A 15,964-nucleotide genomic window follows, 5' to 3' on the forward strand; every position below is an offset into this window, starting at 1 on the left:
ACCTGGGGCGGGAATGAACAGGCGAACCGGCCATGTCAGGCCAGGCTCGAATCCGGGAAAACCGTTTGGTTTTCCCGGACTAGCCATGGCATTCCTGACCTGCCTGGCGCTTGCAGGCGGGCTGGCGCCGGCTGCCGCGCAGACGGCTTCGCCCTATAGGGTCAAGCCGTCCGACGTGGTCGTGCCGCCGGACGTGAAGCTCGGACAATACCAGCGCACCATCCGTCCCTTCGAGAACTGGACGCTGATCTGCGACGAGAACCTCAAGGCGCGCAAGAAGGTCTGCAACGTCTCGCAGGTGATCGAGGACGGGGCGGGCAAGATGGCGTTCAGCTGGTCGCTCGCCGCCACACAGGACGGCAAACCCTACATGATCCTGCGCACCGCGCCGAACGCCAGGAGCGATGGGCTGGTATCGCTGAAGTTCGAGGGGCGCGCCGAATCCATCGACGTGCATTTGAACGGCTGCAACGAAATGGTCTGTGTCGGCATGCTGCCGGTGGGACCCCTGATGCGCCAGGAGATAGCGCAGAAGGCGACGCCGGCGATTTCCTACCCGACCGTCGATGGCCAGACCGTCACCGTCACCGCAACGCTCAAGGGGCTGTCCGAGGCCCTTGCGCCAGTCAAATAACCGAGGCAGCACCGTGAGCCACCAAGACCCGTTCATCTCCGCGACGCGCAGCAACCCGACCGTCGAGCCGGATCGCAAAAGGACCGTCGAGCCGGACCGCAAGAGGACCGTCGAGCCGCCGCGGCGTTGGCCGCGCGTCATCGGTTTGTGTGCGCTGGGGCTGGCCATGATGGGCATCGGCTTCGCCGCAGCGAACTATGCCGCGATCGCCGGTCTCGTCGGCACGCCGACGGCCGCTCAGGCCGGCACGGCGCCGCCCGCGCTGCCGGACTCGCCCTTCCTCCAACACGTCAAGCAATCCGGCGTGCAGGCCTGCTCGACCGTCTATCCGGTGCTCGGACAGCTCTTGACGACCGGCTCGAAATACAGCGTCAAGTCGCTGTGGAGCGACCAGGCCGCCGACAAGCACGCCGTGCAGGCGCTTGTCGGCCTGGACTATGCGACCGAGCACTACAGCGGGCCGGCCGCCGGCATCGTTTTTGCTTCGCCCACCGCCACGGGTTGCGAAGGCACCATGGTGCGGGTGGCGCCGTTCGCCAGCCCCTGCGCCGATGTCACGTCCGCGCTTCCGCAAGGCAGCAAGATCACGGATCATCTCGGACAGGTCGAAGTGTACGAGCTTGGCGGCAACACGGGCGAAGCCCTTCTGCTGCCGACGGGCAACACATGCGTGGTGATTTCCATCGCATCGGCGGCCAAGTGAGAATGTCAGGCGAATGGGCGAGGCGCCCTGGAAAGGATTGCGGACCATGAAATCGCGACGTTTGACAGTCTTGTGCATGGCCTTGCTGTGGAGCGGGCAGGTCGTCTCGGCCGATCTGGTGGAGCCGTCCGAGCCACCGCAGGAGGAGAAAGGCATCTGGGCGGCAATCGCCTACTCCCAGACCGATACCAAATACGGCTTCTTCTGGGGCGCCGACAAGCGGCAGGAAGCGAAGGACATAGCGCAGAAATATTGCGAGAATGCCGGTGGAAAGGCCTGCAACGTCGTTACCGTGTTCCGCAATCACCGTCATTGGACGGACGACGATAAGACCGGATTTCCCTACAAGCATTGCGGCGCGCTCGCCGTGGCAGACAAAGTGGAGCACCGGTTCACCCCGTGGGGCGTGAACTCCGCCGAGACCCGCCGGGAAGCGGAGGATCTCGCCCTGCAGGCCTGCGAGGCAGGGGGGACCCAATGCAAGATCCGTGAATGGGTCTGTACGTGACGATAAACACGGGTCCTCGAGCCGCTACTTCGGGCATTTGCCCGGCACCCAAGAGAAGGCAGCATTCATTGGTTCGTAGACAGCTTTTCCCGAAGGCAGCCGTCATCTGCGCGGCTGCCTTCGCCGCTTCGGTGCCGGCCGTTTTCGCGCAACAGCAGCAGGCTTCGCTTCCCAATGGCGCATCGTCGCTCCAGGAAACCTATCAGGACTGGCAGCTGGCCTGCGGCATGCAGGACAATTCCCGGGTCTGCACGGTCACGCAGGACCAGACGCAGAAAAACGGCCAGAGGCTTCTGGCCGTGGAACTGCGCGTGGGGCAGAAGGGCGGGCTGATCGGAACCTTGCTGCTGCCCTTCGGCATCCTGTTCGAGCCCGGCGTGACGCCCCAGATCGACGACCAGCCGCCCGTCGGGCCGTTGAAGTTCAGGACCTGCCTGCCGAACGGCTGCGTGGCGCTGTTTCCGATCGACCGGGCGCTGATGCAGAAGCTCAAGGCGGGGACCGAGCTGAAACTCGACGTCACCACCGCGGCCGACACCAAGCTGAGTTTTCCGGTGTCGCTGAAAGGCCTTGGCGCCGCCCTCGATCGCATGGTCGCGCTGAGCGCACGTTGACGAGGGTGCCGTACGCGACTGCCGGCGGATGCCGAGGTCTTCGTCCCCTGCGGGCGCTCAGCGTCATACCGGAGCCTGACCCGGTCGGGTCATTTCAAAAGGCCCATTGCAGCGCGAGGCCGATAACCGACAATCCCATCGCAGTCGTCGCGAGCCAGCCGAGAAAGCGCAGCCAGCCCTCGACGGGGAATTCGCCCATGATCTCGGAACGCCCGGTCATCAGCATCATGACGACCATTACGGGGACCGCGCATATGCCGTTGATGACGGCGCTCCAGTAAAGCGCCTTGATGGGATCGATCGGCGTCAGCATGATCCCCATTCCCAGCACCACGGCGGCGGCCAAGGTCGCATAGAATGCCAACGCTTGCTTCGGCTTGCGCTCCAGCCCCACTGGCCAGCGGCGCGCCTCGCCCACGGCGAAAGCGGCCGAGCCGGCGAGAACCGGCACCGCGAGAAGGCCAGTGCCGATAATCCCCATCGCAAAAATCACAAAGGCGAATTTGCCCGCGACCGGCTCCAGGGCCTTGGCTGCGTCGGTGGAGGAATTGATGTCGGTCACCCCGGCCTTGTGCAGGGTGGCGGCCGTCGTGACGATGATTGCAATGGCGATCAGGTTCGAAAAAGCCATACCCACAAGGGTGTCGGCGCGAATGCGCTGGAACGCTCGCGGCGCCTGCCAGGGTGCCCATTTCAAAGGCTTGGCCTTCGGGTCGATCTTCTCCTCTTCGACCTCTTGCGATGCTTGCCAGAAGAACAGGTAGGGAGAAATCGTGGTGCCGAGTATGGCCAGAAGCGTCGTGAAGAACGCCCGGCTCCATTCGACATGCGGAACGACGATTCCCTTGAGTGCCTCGCCCCATGGGATATCAGCCAGAAACGCGGCCACCACGTAGGCAAAGAGGCTCAGCGTTGTCCATTTCAGGACCGTGACGTAGCGGCTGTAGTCGAGGAAGACGATCGCCAAAACGCATGCCACGCCGAACGCAACGACGTAAAGCGAGCTTGGGCCGCCCACCAGCAACCACAATGCATCAGCCATCGCGCTCAGGTCCGCCCCGATGTTGATCACGTTGGCGGCGAACAAAAGCAAGGCTACAAAATACATCAGCGGAGATGGGTAGTGCCGTGCGAGGTTGCCGGAAATACCTCGACCTGTCGTCCGGCCTATTCGCGCTGCTATCTCCTGGATCGCGACCATGAGCGGAAAGGTGAAGACCATCGTCCAGCCGACATTGAACCCCAACTGGGCGCCCGCCTGGCTGTAGGTGCCGATGCCCGAAGGATCGTCGTCCGAAGCGCCTGTGATGAAACCAGGTCCGATTGTGCGCAGCAGCCGCTGGAATGGCCCTTTTGCCCGAAGATTGCTCTGTTTCTCAGAGACTTCGGCGCTTATGTTGCTCATGCAGGTGCTCCAAATACGGGGTCCCTTCCGTAATCCACCTGAAGCAAAATTCGGCGATCGCCATTCGGTTCCGTTAGCTATCGCTGAAACGCCGTTGGTGCCGTGTCGCCAGGTCGTGCTTGCTTTGCCGGCGATATGCTATTTCTCAGGCCCGCGATCGAGCGAAGGTCTCGGCGATCGCGAGAACCGCGGCGTGTATAGGTCCCGCGGTGAGACTGGGCATGATCGACGCGTCGACGACAAAAAGATTGTCGAGCGCCTTCAGCCGCAGATCCGCATCGACGACGGCGTCCGGGTCCTTGCCCATCCTGCAAGTGCCACAGGGATGATGGTGCGTGATGACCGACTGCGCGATGAAGTCGTCCATGTCAGCCGCGCTGTTCAGGCTGCCTGGCAGGAGTTCGCGCTCGCGCCAGCCGGCGAGTTCATCCCGATGTCCGATCGTCCGGGCTGCCTCGAGCGCCTGGCGAAACAGCGCACGGTCCCGGCCGCTTTGCAAATATGCGGGGTCGATGATCAACCGATCGTCGAGCTCCGGCCCGCTTATGCGCACGCTGCCGCGGCTCATCGGATGGGTGATCCCGAACAGCAGCGAATATGCGGTGCCGGCGGAAGGCGCCTGAAAGCGTTCGGACACGATGGGCGCGATGCCGCAACCAACGACAATTTCGGGCTGACCGGTACCGGTGAACCCGTCGGCGCGCATATAGGCCATCGATTCCGAGTGCTGGAGGCGCGATGGAGGAACGGGCCTGCGAGCCGCATAAAGGTTGCCGGCGCCAAGCAGGTGATCCTGAAGGTTTCGACCGACTTCCGGCATATCGATCAGGCAGCCAACGCCGGCGGTATCGAGCATGTCGTGCGGACCGATGCCCGAGCGCATCAGCAAAGCCGGACTTTCCAGCGCGCCGGCGCAAAGGACAATTTGATCCGCGAGGATTTCGACCGGACCCTGTCGCCCTGCGATTTCGAGGCCGCGGACCCGATTGCTCGCCAGGTTAAGCCGCCGCACTCGCGATCCCGTGAGGATGGTCAGGTTCTCGCGGCCTCGAACAGCCGGCGTGAGCCAGGCGTCCGCCACCGTAACCCGCCGCCCATCGCGAATGTTCAAGGAGTTCGGGGTGACGCCGATCATCTCCCCGCTGTTGTGCCCTTCAAGACGCGGCAGGCCGAGCGAAGCGCCGGCTTCGATAAACGCGCGCGCGACCGGGCTGACCTCGTCGGCCGGCAAATGGACGGGCATCGGCCCGCCCTTGCCGTAAAGGCCGTTGCCGCCGAGCGGGTGATCCTCGATAGCCCGAAACGCGGGCAGCAATTCATCCCAGCTCCATCTGTTATCGCCGGTCGCGTCGACCCATGCCTGGAAGTCCCGGGGATGACCACGCATGTAACCCATCGCGTGCAGGCAACTCGAGCCGCCGACCACCCGCCCGCGCGCCCAGCGATGCACCCGGCCAGCGGTCCCGGCTTGCGGCTCCGTGCGATAGTCCCAATCGTAGCCACGGCCCTGAAGTGCCGGCCATGCGGCGGGGTTCCAGATGTCGGGATCCACCGCTTCTTCGCCTGCCTCGATCAGCAGAACGCGGCTGTCCGGCTTTTCACTCAGTCGCGCCGCAAGCAATGCGCCAGCCGACCCGCCGCCGACGATGACGATATCGGCATCCCGTTCGCGCTCAAAATTCGCCCAGCTCATCATCACTCCATCTGACGCTTGCGTATTTGGTCGGCAAGTTTGGCGCCGGCACGAGGTGGCCTACGCATCGAGCTGTGCGCGGACAGTCGATCCGCGACATCCTCAAAGGCTTCGGGTTTCAGGCGGAGCAACTGTCTTTCGAAAAACTCAAATCGCGCTGTCCATGGACATCTTCGCTGCCGCTTTGGCCTTCAACAGGTGATTTTTGGAGGCCTTGCGGGCGGCCTTCTCGTCGCCGGCGGCGATGGATTCGTATATCTCCTTCATCTCCGCCAGGCTGCTCTGTGCCCTGCCATCCAAGGACATCGATCGTCCGCGAAAGAAGCTGATCCTGGCCACAAGGCCACGATGGACCTCCTCAAGAATCGGGTTGCCGCAATTGGCCAGTATGATCGAATAGAAGTCCGCGGCGGTCATGACCTGTGCCAGGCTGTCATTGCTGGACGCCGCCGCTTCGAACGCGGAAAGAGATTTCTCGAGTTCAAGCAACTGCTCCGGGGAAATTCTCGACGCGCAGCGTCCCGCGGCCTCGACTTCAAGCAGCTCTCGAACCTCGTAGATGGCGGTTGCCACTTCCCACGTAAGCGACGGTATCGACGGCCCGCGGTTGGGGACGATCTCGATCAGGCGCTCGGCCTCGAGACTGCGCAAAGCCTCCCTTAGCGAAGGGCGGCTGATGCCAAGCTGTGTGCACAGCTGACTTTCGATGAGGCGGCTTCCCGGCTGGAACAATCCGGAGAAGATGGCGAGCCGTAACTTGTCGACGGTCTCGCGTTGAACTGTTCGTGGGGAAATTCGCAAATTCAAATCTGGAGGCATCTCTAACGTCTCATCGGTTTGAGTCGCAATCTCCTAACCAGCATACGTCACGCCGTGGAAAATAGCCAGATTGTCAAATCTGAAGATTGCAAGAATGTCAGACAATCTGCTTGACGTCCTTCTGGCTGTATGATCCTTTTGACCGAGACGGGCAGTGACGGTGAGGATCATGAACATTGCGGCAGGGATAGCTTCCGACCAATTTGGCTCGCGACGCATCGACACCGGCCGCATCACCTTGAATGCGCGCGAGGCGGGCAATGGCCCGTTGATGCTGTTTTTCCATGGCATTACCTCCAATTCCGCGGTCTTCACGCCGTTGATGGCTCGGCTCTCGGATCGCTTCACCGCCGTGGCCGTCGACCAGAGAGGGCACGGCCACAGCGACAAGCCGGAAGGCGGTTACGAGGCGCATGACTACGCCGACGACATTGCCGGCTTGATCCGTACCCTCGACCGGGGTCCTGCCATCCTCGTCGGACATTCGCTTGGCGCGAGAAACTCCGTCACGGCAGCCGTGCGACATCCAGATCTGGTGCGGTCGGTCATCGCAATCGACTTCACGCCCTATATCGAGACCGAAGCGTTGGATGCGCTGGAAGCCCGGGTGAACGCGGGAAGCCAGCTTTTCGAGGATATCAAGGCCGTCGAAGCCTATCTTGCTGGCCGCTATCCGAACATTCCCGCCGACGCCATCAGGATCCGGGCCGAGAGCGGCTATCAGCGGGTCGACGGCGGGCTGCGACCATTGGCGTCGCCCGCCGCCATGGCCCAGACGGCCAAGGGCCTGCGATCGGACCTGGTGCCCGCCTATCGGGATGTGGCGAAGCCCGTCCTTATCGTTCGGGGCGAGGCGAGCAAATTGGTTTCGGCGGCGGCGCTGGCAAAAACAAGCCGGCTGCGGCCCGATCTGCCCGTGGTCGTCGTTCCGGGCGCCGACCACTACGTCAACGAGGTATCTCCCGAGATCACGCTGAAAGCGATCACGAATTTCATCGACGCCTGACGGCCCAGCACGCCGTCTTCTTGTACGCAGCATCAGGATAGAAAATGGCCAATGTAAACAAAACCCAAGGTAAGGCGCGCCGTGCCGAGGTCGCTGGCGGCGGCTTTGCCGGTCTGACCGCCGCCATCGCTCTGAGGCAGAACGGTTGGGATGTCAGGCTGCACGAAAAGAGCTCGGAGCTGCGGGCATTCGGCGCGGGCATCTATCTCTGGCACAATGGCCTTCGCGTGCTCGAAGGACTGGGCGCCCTGGATGATGTTCTCCAAGGTTCGCATACGCCCCCGACCTACGAGACCTGGATGCATAACAAGTCGGTTTCCAAGGAGACGTTCAACGGCCTCCCGTGGCGCATCATGACCCGGAGCCACCTGCATGACGCCCTGGTCAACCGCGCCCGCGCGCTGGGTGTCGACGTATCGGTCAACTCCGAAGCGGTTGCCGCCGATCCGGAAGGTCGCCTGACGCTTCAGACGGGAGAGGTTCTCGAAGCCGACCTGATCGTCGGCGCCGACGGCGTTGGCTCCAAGGTCAGGGACTCCATTGGCTTCAAGCAGGACCGATGGGTCTCCAAGGACGGTCTCATCCGGCTGATCGTGCCTCGCAAGAAGAAGGAACTCGGTCACGGCGAGTGGGACAACACCATAGACATGTGGAACTTCTGGCCGCGCGTTCAGCGGATCCTCTATTCGCCCTGCAACGAGAATGAGCTTTACCTCGGCCTCATGGCTCCAGCCGCCGATCCGCGGGGGTCGCAGGTGCCGATCGACCTCGAGGTCTGGGTCGAGATGTTCCCTTTCCTGGAGCCGTGCCTGATCGAGGCGGCGAAGCTGAAAACGGCCAGGTACGACAAGTACGAAACGACCAAGCTTGACAGCTGGACAAGAGGCAAGGTCGCCCTGGTGGGAGATGCCGCGCATGCGATGTGTCCGGCTCTTGCCCAGGGCGCCGGTTGCGCGATGGTCAATGCCTTCAGCCTGTCGCAAGATTTGCAGACTGGCTCTTCGGTCGAGGACGCGCTCGTCGCGTGGGAAAAGCGCATTCGCCCGATCACCGATCGCTGCCAGGCGCTGTCCGGCGACTATGCGGCGAACCGCTCGCTCTCGAAGGGAAACATGTTCACGCCGGCGGCATTGGAAGCAGCCCGCTACGACCCGCTGCGCGGCGTCTTCTCATGGCCGCAGTAGCATCGGACGAGCCGCTCAACGCATTAATCGGCGCGCGCGCAAGCTGCGCTCCCTTCAGGAGATAAAGATGAACTATTCCAGTGAAGTCGAACGGGATTACGATGTCAGGGGGTGGTACGCCTCGGTCCAGGAAAGCCGGCATGATGGCGGCCAGCCTGGCGAGACCCTCGTCAAAGTCGCGACTGGCGTGGTCATCCGCAATCCGTTCGCCGGAAAGTTCGTCGCCGAACTGTCCGACCTGACCAATCCCAGTTCAGCCATCGGTCATGCGCTCGGCGAGCGGGCGGTGGCGCTGCTCGGCAACAGGCCGGTCGAAAGCTATGGCAAAGGCGGTATCGCGGGCACATCCGGCGAGCAGGAACATGTCGTCGCCTGCATCACCACGGTGTTCGGAGATCCGCTGCGCCAGCAAGTGGGCGGCGGCAAGGCCTGGATCTCGTCGGTCAGCAAGGTCGCCGCAGCCGGCACATCCATCGATATCCCGCTTGCCCACAAGGACGAGCTCTACATCCGTTCCCACTATGATGCCGTCACATTTTCGGTGCCGGATGGCCCGCGCCCCGATGAGCTTTTGATCTGCGTGGCCGTCGCATCGGGTCCGCGCGTTCATCAGCGCGTCGGGGGCAAATCCGTCGCCGACCTCAAGGCCGGTGTCTAGTTCGATCGAAATTGGCGAAGGACGAATTCCATGCCCCTGAACATCAAGGACCTCAAGATTACGTCGGCGGATTTCAAGCCGCTCGGGAAGTTGCGCGACGAGCATGCCGGCGACAAAGGCAATGTGTTGCCCAGGCTTACGGTCAGCGGCGTCCCCGCGGGCACGAAGGAACTCGCGGTCATCTGCCATGATCCCGACGCGCCCTTGCCCAACGGCTTCACCCATTGGGTCGTCTACGGCATCGATCCGTCGACCACCGATCTTTCGGACGCGCAGGAAAAGTTTCGCGTCGGGCCAAACGGCGCCGGCGGCAAGCAGTATTACGGGCCCCAGCCGCCCGCAGGCCATGGAGAACATCACTATTACTTCTGGGTCTATGCCCTGGACACCAAGGTCGAAGGGACGCCTACCAGGGAGGAGTTCCTGCAGAAATATGCCGGGAACATCATCGAGCAAAACCGGATCGTTGGCCTCTACGAAAACAAGTGAAATCCGCGACGCCGGCGACCGATAACCAAGAATAAAAATGGTCGCCAGCGCCGCGCAATGGGAGAATTTGGAAATGAAAGACAACAGCCCAGCACACCAGACCGTCTTCGAAGAGCTGGTCACGGCGACGAAGATCCTTCTGAACGAAGGCATCATGGATACGTTCGGGCACATCAGTGCCCGTGACCCCCAGGATCCCCAAAGCTTCTTCCTGGCCCAGAAGCTTGCTCCGAGCCTGATAACCGTCGACGACATCCAGCGTTTCAATCTCGACGGCGAGACGTCGGACAATCGCCCGTCCTATCTTGAGCGCTACATCCACAGCGAGATCTACAAGGCGCGGCCCGACGTCCAGTGTGTGCTCCACACTCATTCTCCGGCTGTCCTGCCGTACTGCTTCGTCGATACGCCGCTTCGGCCGGTCACCCACATGGGAGCTTTCATCGGCGAGAAAGTCCCGGTCTACGAGATTCGCGACAAGAATGGCGACGAGACGGATCTCTTCGGCGGCAGCCCCGGGATCTGCGCTGATATCGCCGAAAGTCTCGGCAACCAGACAGTGGTGCTCATGGCGCGGCATGGCGTCGTCAATGTCGGCAACTCCGTGCGTGAGGTCGTCTTCCGGGCGTTCTATCTCGAGCAGGAAGCGGCAGCGCTCACGGCCGGCCTGCGGATCGGCAACATCAAATATCTGTCGCCGGGCGAGATAAAGACGGCAGGAAAACTCGTCGGCGCCCAGATCGATCGAGGATGGAATCACTGGTCGCAGCGTCTGAGAGAGGCCGGCCTGGCCTAGTGCCGGCCGCCTTGAGGAATACCTAGTCCATCCGGCCCTGGCCGGGATGGTCCAGGCTCGGGTTTCAATAGTTCCCTGGCGCAGGAGCGCCGGACCAAGGCAATGAAACGCACCATGCCGCACGCGGAAAGTTACGACTACATCATCGTTGGGGCCGGATCGGCCGGTTGCGTGCTCGCCAACCGGCTGAGCGCCGATCCCGGATGTTCGGTGCTGCTGCTCGAGGCCGGCGGCTGGGATCGCGACCCCATGATCCACATCCCGCTTGGCTGGGGCAAGATCCTGACCGAGCGACGTCACGACTGGATGTATTTCTGCGAACCGGAAGACAATGTCGGCGGACGCAGGGTCGAGTGCGCCCGCGGCAAGGTGATCGGCGGGTCGTCGTCGACCAACGCCATGGCCTATGTGCGGGGAAATCGCGGCGATTACGACCGTTGGGCGGCCAGCGGGCTCCATGACTGGTCGTACGACAAGGTGCTGCCCTATTTCCGCAAGCAGGAGAGCTGGGAAGGAGGCGCGAGCCACTTTCGCGGCGGCAATGGTCCGGTCAGCACCCAGTTCTGCCGTTACAAGGACCCGCTGATCGACGCGTTTGCGCAGGCCAGCGTGGAGGCAGGATATCCACAGACGGACGACTACAATGGTGAGCGGCAGGAAGGTTTCGGCCGCCTCCAGATGACAATCTCGAAAGGTCGGCGCAGCTCGACCGCGTCCGCCTATCTGCGGCCAGCCCTGAAGCGGCCCAATTTGACCGTGCTGACCGGAGCGACGGCGACGAAGATCACGCTGGAGGGCACACGCGCCACCGGGGTGGTTGTGAACCATGGCGGCGGCCAACGGTCGGTCGTCGCCCGCAGGGAAGTCCTGCTCTCGGGCGGCGTCATCAACACGCCGCAACTTCTGATGCTGTCCGGCATAGGGGCGCCAGAGGAACTCGCGACGCACGGTATCCAGACGCGGGTCAACCTGCCGGCGGTCGGCAAGAACCTGCAGGATCACGTCTCGGTCATTCTCATGTACCGGCGCCGGGCTCCGGGCGGCCCTTTCCTTCGCAACATGCGTGCCGATCGGATCGGGTTCGATTTCGCCAAGACCTACTTCACGGGACGAGGTTTCTCGGGAGATGTGCCCGGCGGGGTCGTCGCGTTCCTGAAAAGCGGCCCGGAGCGTCCGTTGCCGGATGTGCAACTGCTGTTCACGGCCGCCCCGCTCGCCGCGTGGCCGTATTTCGAGCCGTTCAAGGCGCCGTTTCCGGACGGGTTCGCCACACGGATCGTGGCGACGCAGCCTGAAAGCCGGGGCGCGGTGAAATTGGCCTCGGCCGATCCTCTCGCGGCGCCATTGATCCACCAGAATTTCCTCGCCTCGCCGAAGGACTGGGGCTCGCTTCGGGCCGGCTTCCGAGTGGCGAGGGACCTCGCGTCGCAGCCCTCCATGCAGCCCTTCATCGAGGCGGAGTTTTTCCCTGGCCCGAAATGCCAGAGCGACGACGAGATCGATGAGCATATCCGCAAGACCTCCATCACCGTGCATCACCCGGCGGGAACCTGCCGGATGGGCGCCGACGCGGCCTCGGTCGTCGACCCGCAATTGCGGCTTCGCGGCGTCGACGGCCTGAGGGTGGTGGACGCTTCCGTCATGCCCGACCTGGTCTGCGGAAACATCAACGCGGCGGTGATCATGATTGCCGAGAAAGCCGCCGATCTCCTCGCGGCATCAAAAGCGGCAACGCAAAGCAGGGCAGCATAATGATCCAGCGTATCGCCATCATCGGTCTGGGTACGATGGGGCCTGGCATGGCCGCCCGGCTCGCCAGGGGCGGCCTGCAGGTCGTCGCCTACGACGTTGCCCCGGCTGCGATCGAGCGCGCGGGGTCCATGCTGGGCGTGGCCGAGAGCGTTCTCGACGCCCTGGGTATCGCGGCGCCACCGGCCGGCGCCGGAACGGTCCGCTTCACGGATGACATCGCAGACGCGGTATCGGGCGCCGACCTCGTCATCGAGAACGTTCCTGAAAACATTTCGATCAAGGCCGATGTCTATCGCACGATCGACAGCCTGATCGCATCGGACACGATCGTCGCGTCCGACACGTCGGGCATCCCGATCACCAAGCTGCAGGCGCACATCTCCCATCCCGAGCGGATGGTGGGCATGCACTGGTCGAACCCGCCGCACATCATCCCGATGATCGAGGTGATCGCAGGCGAAAAGACCGCGCCGCATATCGTGACGACGATTCGCGAGCTGATCCGCTCGATCGGCCTCTTGCCGGTGGTGGTGAAGAAGGATGTTCCGGGCTTCGTCGAAAACCGCGTGCTCTATGCGTTGCTGCGCGAGGCGGTCGACCTTGTCGAGCGCGGTGTCATCGAGCCGGAAGATCTCGACACCTGCGTCTCGTGGGGCATCGGCTACAAGATCGCGGTCATCGGGCCGATGGCGCTGCTCGATATGGCGGGCCTCGATATCTACAAGTCCGTTTCGTCGTTCCTCAACGCCGATCTCTCCAATCGCGACGATGTCGCGCCGATGGTGCTGGAAAAGACGAACGCGTCGAAGCTCGGCATCAAATCGGGGGAGGGCATGTTCTCCTACACGCCCGAGCAGACAAAGGCGCTGCAAGGCGAACGGGCGCGCAAGCTCGTCGCGGTGCGGCGCATCCTGGAGGGCCGGGAGTAGCCATGACACATCGTGCTCAGAAGGCCGGTCGGGTTGGGGCACCGCTTGGAGGGCCAAGCCATGCGTGTTGAAACCATTCGGGCAGCCGGCGGCCGGCCGGCCCATATACGTCACGACGACCTGATCTCCGCCAAGGGCGTTTCGGTGGTCATGGCCAGGCAATTGGTTCTGCAGAACATCGATCTTTCGGTACCGAAGGGCTCGTTTGTTTCTCTCATTGGTCCTTCCGGTTGCGGCAAGAGCACCTTGCTCAAGGTTCTGGCCGGACTTGTAAATCCGACAAGCGGCAGCGTTTCGATCGCCGGGCTTTCGCCGGTCGAGGCGGCGCGCAAGCGCATGATCGGCCTCGTCTTCCAGGACGCCAACCTTTTGCCGTGGAAGAACGCCGTCGACAACGCTTCCATGCTGCTAGGAATCGCCGACAAGTCGCTTTCGCGCGCACAACTACGGACGCGCGGACAGGAGATGCTTGAGCTGGTGGGCCTGGGCGACAGCGCCCACAAGCGTCCGAACGAATTGTCGGGCGGCATGCGCCAGCGCGTCGCCATCGCGCGGGCGTTGGCGCTCGATCCGGCGGTGCTGCTGATGGACGAGCCGTTCGGCGCGCTCGACGCCATTACCCGCGACCAGATGGGTCAGTCGCTGCTGGAGATCTGGCAGCGCACCGGCAAGACCATCGTTCTTGTCACCCACTCCATCGACGAAGCCATTCATTTGTCTCGCCATGTTCATGTGTTGGGGATCAAGCCCGGCCGGATCACCGAAAGCCTCGATATTGGCCTGCCCTACCCGCGCGATCTGTCGGTGACGGAAGATCCGGAGTTCGTCAGGCTGGTGGTTCAACTGCGCACGATGCTGCGCGCCAGCCACCAACCGGGAGGCGTGTTATGAGCGATCAACCCATCACCAATCCCTCCGACTCGCGGCTTGCCTCGAGTTGGGTGGCCGCGACCGGGAGCTGGCTGCCGGCGGTCATACTTTTGCTGGCGACGATCGTCGTATGGGAAGCCGTGGTGCGAATTTTCGCCATCTCCGCCTTCATTATTCCCGCCCCGTCCGAAATCGCGCAATCGCTGGTCGCGCAATGGGCTACGCTGATGCAGGCGACACTGGTGACGGCAGGCGAGATCCTGTTCGGGTTCCTTGTCTCCGTCGTGGTCGGCGTCGCCATTGCGCTGGTCATCGTGCGCTTCGACTGGCTGGGCCGGGCGCTTTATCCGCTGGTGGTGCTGTTCCAGAACGTCCCCAAGGTGGCGCTGGCGCCGATCTTCATTCTCTGGTTCGGCTATGGGCTCGCGCCCAAGATCGGCCTGATCCTGGTCATCGCCTTCTTCCCGGTGACACTGTCGATGCTGGCCGGCATGCAGTCGGTCGATCGCTCGCTGCTGTCGCTGATGAACTCGGTCGGCGCCAGCCCGACGCAGATCCTGTTCAGGATCCGCGTTCCGCATTCGCTGCCGAACCTGATGGCGGGAACCAAGATCGCGGCCACGCTGAGCGTGATCGGCGCCATCGTCGGCGAATTCGCCGGTGCCTCGGACGGCTTAGGCTACGTCATCCAGTTCGCCTCGACCCAGCTCGACACCGCGCTGGTCTTCGCGGCGCTGCTGCTCGTCTCCGTGCTCGGCATCGCCTTCTACTACGCCGCCGAAATCCTCGAACGCATCGTGGTGCCATGGGCACCGAAATTCAGCCAGGCCTAGGCCTCTCGATCAACCACCGTCAATAAAGGGAACAAAAATGCTGAGACGCTCACTTATCAAGGTAGCCACGCTTGCGGCCTTTGCCGGCGCGCTTGGCTTCTCGAACGCGACGCTGGCGGCTGACAAGATCACCGTCCAACTCGATTGGGTGGTGCGCGGCAACCACGCCATGTTCTTCGTCGGCAAGGAAAAAGGCTTCTTCGCCAAGAACGACATCGATGTCGCCGAAATCCGCAAGGGTTCGGGTTCGCCGGATGCCATGCGGCTGGTGGGCAACGGGAACGCGGATTTCGGTTTCGGCGATCTTCCCACGCTCGCCGTGGCCCGCTCGCAGAGCGTTCCGGTGGTGGCGGTGGCAGCCGTCAACCAGCACTCGCCGCTGGCAATCATGTCGCTCGCCAAGACGGTGAAGCTCACCAAGCCGGCCGATCTCAAGGGCCTGACCATCGGCATTCATCCAGCGGGCTCGACCTACATCTTCTTCAAGGGCTTCCTGGCGGCCAACGGCCTGACCGAAAAGGACATGACGCTGAACAGCGTCTCGCCGCCCTATGAAAGCTATCTGCTTCTCGGCCGGGTCCAGACGGTGGTCGGCTATGTCGACGCCGAGGTTCCCGAACTGGAAGCCAAGGCGGGCGGTCCCGGTTCGCTCAGCATCATGATGGGCGCCGACCATGGCTGGAAGGCTTATGGCTCCGGCCTGTTCACCTCGGAGACAATGATCAAGGACAAGCCGGACGTCGTCGCCCGTTTCGTCAAGGCCTACAGGGAAGCCTTCGATTATGTCGTCGCCCATCCGGAAGAAGCCGCCGAGATCACCGCGAAGGCCGCACCCGGTTACGCGGACAAGAAGGATGTGCTGCTGGCGCAGATCAACGCCGACATCGCCTCCACCTTCACCAGCCCCGACACCAAGGACCACGGCCTCGGCTGGATGACGAAGACGCAGTGGGAGGAAACGCTGAAGACGCTCACCGACCAGGGCGTGCTTAAAGCCGCGCTATCGGCCGACGACGTCTTCACCGACAAGTTCCTGGCGAAGGAATAGGGCACGATGGCCCGGGCAAACCG

General features: G+C 62.9%; 17 protein-coding genes. 14 read left to right on the forward strand and 3 right to left on the reverse strand.

The annotated features are described in order from the left end of the window. The first annotated feature begins 85 nt into the window (after positions 1-85). The 4 genes from FJ543_RS12700 to FJ543_RS12715 all read left to right on the forward strand — a co-directional run bounded on the left by FJ543_RS12700 (position 86) and on the right by FJ543_RS12715 (position 2,459). A complete protein-coding gene (locus FJ543_RS12700; protein WP_140617616.1) occupies positions 86-634 on the forward strand; it encodes an invasion associated locus B family protein in 549 nt (182 codons plus the stop codon). Positions 635-647: 13 nt separating this feature from the next. Continuing rightward, positions 648-1,337, forward strand: a complete 690-nt coding sequence (locus FJ543_RS12705; protein WP_181172905.1) for a hypothetical protein — start codon at positions 648-650, stop codon at positions 1,335-1,337. Positions 1,338-1,383: 46 nt separating this feature from the next. Continuing rightward, positions 1,384-1,845, forward strand: coding sequence for a DUF4189 domain-containing protein (locus FJ543_RS12710; RefSeq protein ID WP_015315968.1), 462 nt, complete (start codon positions 1,384-1,386; stop codon positions 1,843-1,845). 68 nt (positions 1,846-1,913) lie between these two features. Next, positions 1,914-2,459: an invasion associated locus B family protein gene (locus FJ543_RS12715; protein WP_140713525.1), complete on the forward strand. Its 546-nt coding sequence runs from the start codon at positions 1,914-1,916 to the stop codon at positions 2,457-2,459. A 94-nt stretch (positions 2,460-2,553) separates the two neighbouring features. On the opposite strand, the gene FJ543_RS12720 is transcribed toward FJ543_RS12715, so the two are convergent. The 3 genes from FJ543_RS12720 to FJ543_RS12730 form a co-directional block, all read right to left on the reverse strand. Further along, on the reverse strand, positions 2,554-3,864 hold the full coding sequence (locus tag FJ543_RS12720) for a divalent metal cation transporter (RefSeq protein ID WP_140875314.1): 1,311 nt from the start codon (positions 3,862-3,864) through the stop codon (positions 2,554-2,556). 145 nt (positions 3,865-4,009) lie between these two features. After that, positions 4,010-5,557: a GMC family oxidoreductase gene (locus tag FJ543_RS12725; protein ID WP_140875316.1), complete on the reverse strand. Its 1,548-nt coding sequence runs from the start codon at positions 5,555-5,557 to the stop codon at positions 4,010-4,012. Positions 5,558-5,704: 147 nt separating this feature from the next. Further along, positions 5,705-6,376, reverse strand: a complete 672-nt coding sequence (locus FJ543_RS12730; protein ID WP_140617621.1) for a GntR family transcriptional regulator — start codon at positions 6,374-6,376, stop codon at positions 5,705-5,707. A 169-nt stretch (positions 6,377-6,545) separates the two neighbouring features. Between FJ543_RS12730 and FJ543_RS12735 the strand changes: the two genes are divergently transcribed. From FJ543_RS12735 to FJ543_RS12780, 10 genes are all read left to right on the forward strand, one after another. After that, positions 6,546-7,382 (forward strand): alpha/beta hydrolase, encoded by an 837-nt coding sequence (locus tag FJ543_RS12735; protein ID WP_140823171.1) that lies wholly within the window; start codon positions 6,546-6,548, stop codon positions 7,380-7,382. Between the two features lie 44 nt (positions 7,383-7,426). After that, complete coding sequence (locus FJ543_RS12740) at positions 7,427-8,566, forward strand: NAD(P)/FAD-dependent oxidoreductase (RefSeq protein WP_015315974.1); 1,140 nt, start codon at positions 7,427-7,429, stop codon at positions 8,564-8,566. A gap of 67 nt (positions 8,567-8,633) precedes the next feature. After that, complete coding sequence (locus FJ543_RS12745; protein WP_041163678.1) at positions 8,634-9,224, forward strand: amino acid synthesis family protein; 591 nt, start codon at positions 8,634-8,636, stop codon at positions 9,222-9,224. A 30-nt stretch (positions 9,225-9,254) separates the two neighbouring features. After that, positions 9,255-9,713 carry a YbhB/YbcL family Raf kinase inhibitor-like protein gene (locus tag FJ543_RS12750; protein WP_015315976.1) on the forward strand — a complete coding sequence of 153 codons (459 nt, stop codon included), beginning with the start codon at positions 9,255-9,257 and terminating at the stop codon, positions 9,711-9,713. 73 nt (positions 9,714-9,786) lie between these two features. After that, positions 9,787-10,509 (forward strand): class II aldolase/adducin family protein, encoded by a 723-nt coding sequence (locus tag FJ543_RS12755; RefSeq protein ID WP_140617623.1) that lies wholly within the window; start codon positions 9,787-9,789, stop codon positions 10,507-10,509. Between the two features lie 114 nt (positions 10,510-10,623). Beyond that, positions 10,624-12,261, forward strand: a complete 1,638-nt coding sequence (locus FJ543_RS12760; RefSeq protein ID WP_140875562.1) for a choline dehydrogenase — start codon at positions 10,624-10,626, stop codon at positions 12,259-12,261. Further along, entirely contained in the window at positions 12,261-13,190 is a 930-nt protein-coding gene (gene fhmpcd1, locus FJ543_RS12765) for a 5-formyl-3-hydroxy-2-methylpyridine 4-carboxylate 5-dehydrogenase (RefSeq protein ID WP_140875318.1), read from the forward strand. The genes FJ543_RS12760 and fhmpcd1 overlap by 1 nt, the downstream gene beginning before the upstream one ends. A gap of 60 nt (positions 13,191-13,250) precedes the next feature. Next, positions 13,251-14,081 (forward strand): ABC transporter ATP-binding protein, encoded by an 831-nt coding sequence (locus tag FJ543_RS12770; protein WP_140875320.1) that lies wholly within the window; start codon positions 13,251-13,253, stop codon positions 14,079-14,081. After that, the gene (locus FJ543_RS12775; protein WP_140823173.1) at positions 14,078-14,893 is read left to right on the forward strand and encodes an ABC transporter permease; all 816 of its coding nucleotides are present in this window, start codon (positions 14,078-14,080) and stop codon (positions 14,891-14,893) included. Before FJ543_RS12770 ends, FJ543_RS12775 begins: the two co-directional genes overlap by 4 nt. A gap of 37 nt (positions 14,894-14,930) precedes the next feature. Beyond that, positions 14,931-15,941, forward strand: a complete 1,011-nt coding sequence (locus FJ543_RS12780) for an ABC transporter substrate-binding protein (protein ID WP_140721556.1) — start codon at positions 14,931-14,933, stop codon at positions 15,939-15,941. The last annotated feature ends 23 nt before the right edge of the window (positions 15,942-15,964 follow it).

Source organism: Mesorhizobium sp. B2-5-7 (assembly GCF_006440875.1).
Taxonomy (GTDB): Bacteria; Pseudomonadota; Alphaproteobacteria; order Rhizobiales; family Rhizobiaceae; genus Mesorhizobium; species Mesorhizobium australicum.